Annotated in this window: 1 protein-coding gene; it reads left to right on the top strand. The window is 80.3% G+C overall.

What is annotated here, in order from left to right; genetic code table 11:
* On the top strand, positions 1-2061 hold a 2061-nt coding region (locus tag I6A60_RS40965; RefSeq protein ID WP_203055891.1), incomplete at both ends, for a hypothetical protein.

The raw sequence follows: 2061 nt of genomic DNA, 5'->3' as shown, positions 1-2061 counted from the left end.
CGGCCGGGCACCCGCTGACCGTGCTGACCGGCTTCGCCCGGCCGGCCGCCGCGCCGTCCACCGACGCGGCTCCGTCCGGCCCGGCCGGGACCCGCTCGTCGGCGTCCGCCGCGACGGCGACGCCGTCAGCCGCGGCCGCGCGGACACAGGGAGCCACCGCTACCGCGGCCGCGGCGGACCTCGGCGCCGGCTGGCCGTCGGACCAGGCCGAAGCCGTGATCGTGGTGGACGATCTCGCGGGCACCGTCTGGCTGGTCGACCCGTCGCTGCTGACAATCAGCGCCTCGGTCGTGCTGCCGCCTGGCGCCGTCGTCCTCGCGGCGGCCGGGGACGCCTACGCGGTGGACGCCGCCACCGGCCGGGTGATCCGCCTCGACCCGCGCACGCTGGCCCAGCTCGGCGCGCCGATCACGTTCCCGGCCGGGCTGGGGACCGTGGCCCAGACGCCGGACGGGACGCTGTGGGTACCGGTCTCGAGCGCGGGCACGGTCGTCCCGATCCGCGCCGGGACGCCGGGGACGCCGATTCCGGTGGCGCCGGCAGGCGACCGGATCGACGTCACGACGGTCGGCGGGTCCGCGGTGGTCGTCGACCAGACGGCTGGTACGGTCGCCCGGCTCGGGGTGGACCACGCCGACGCGGCCATCCAGCTTCCGGGTGCCCGGGCGACGCCCAAGACCACTGACCAGCTGCTCCTGCCGACCAGCACCGACGGTCAGGTCCTGGCGCTCGCCCAGCCGGCGAACGGCGAGCTGCTGCTGGCGGACCTGGCCACCGGTCGGGTGAGCACGACCACGCTGCCGGCCGTCGGCGCGGCGGACGTCGACGTGTCCGCCCTCGCCGCGGCGACGGGCACGGGCACCGGCGCCGGGCATCAGGTCGGCGCGCCGGTCTCCCACGACGGCCAGGTCTACGTGCCCGACTCGAACGCCGGCGTCGTCTGGGACTTCGACCCGGCGACGGCTCGGTTCGCCGCGCCGGTGCCGGTCGCGCCCGTCGGCACCCCGTCGCGGATCAGCCTGGACGTCCAGAGCGGCCAACTGTGGATCAATGACGAGACCGGCCCGACGGTCGTCCTCGTCAACGGCGCCAGCCGGCGGACCCTGCTGAAGTTCGGCGCGGCCCTGCCCGGAGGCACCCGCACCAACACACCACGCCCGCTGCCGCCCGGCCCGACGCCGACCGCGAGCCAGCCGTCGTCCCAGGGCGGTGGCACGGGGGCAGGCGGCCGGCCAGGCCTGATCTGGCCCGGCTGGACCCCGCCCAGCCGACCCGGTACCCGGGGCGACGGCGGCGGGCTAGACGACGGCACGGGCCGGGGCACCGGCGGGCGTGGTGACGACCGGACCGGGGCCGGAAACGGCCGGGGCGGTGGCCAGCCGGGTGGGCAGACCCGCGAGCCGACCGGGAACCGGCCGACCGGCTCCGGCCAGCCCGAGCCGCCGGTCAGCACCACCGCGGCCCCGCCGCGGCCGGAGCCGACCGCCGGCCAGCAACCGCCGAGCGAGCCGACGGGCTCCGCCGGCCCGGGCGGCGGCCAGACCGGCGGCACCGACCAGGCCGGAGCGGGCGGTGGCGTCGGCACCGGCGGCTCGCAGGCGGCGGCCGGGGCGGGCGTAGACGCGCAGTCGCCGGCCCAGGCCGGGGACGGGACACCAGGGTCCGCCGAACCGCCGGCGGCCCAGCCGACGACGGCGCCCGCGCCCACCGGTCCGCCCAGCGGCTCGGCCGGTGCGCCAGGCCGGCCGACCGGCCCCGCGACACCGACTCCGTCCCCAGGCCACGCGCCGACCCCGCCCGACCAGGGCTCGCCACGGCCGCCAGGGTTCTGGCTGCTCACGGCCGACGGCGCGGTGCTCGCCCGCGGCACCGCCGAGGCGGTCGCCGGCGGCGGCGCCGACCCCGGCGCGGTCGCGATCGCGCCGACCGCGACCGGCCGCGGCTACTGGCTGGTCGACGCGGCCGGCGCCGGGCGACCGGTTGGCGACGCGCCCGCCGTGCCGGCGGCGGGGGGGGGGGGGGCCGGGGGGGGGGGCCCCCCCCCGCCCCCCCCCGGGGGGG

It is taken from the genome of Frankia sp. AgB1.9 (assembly GCF_016786355.1).
GTDB lineage: Bacteria > Actinomycetota > Actinomycetes > Frankiales > Frankiaceae > Pseudofrankia.
This window is presented reverse-complemented; position numbering and strand designations above follow the sequence as displayed.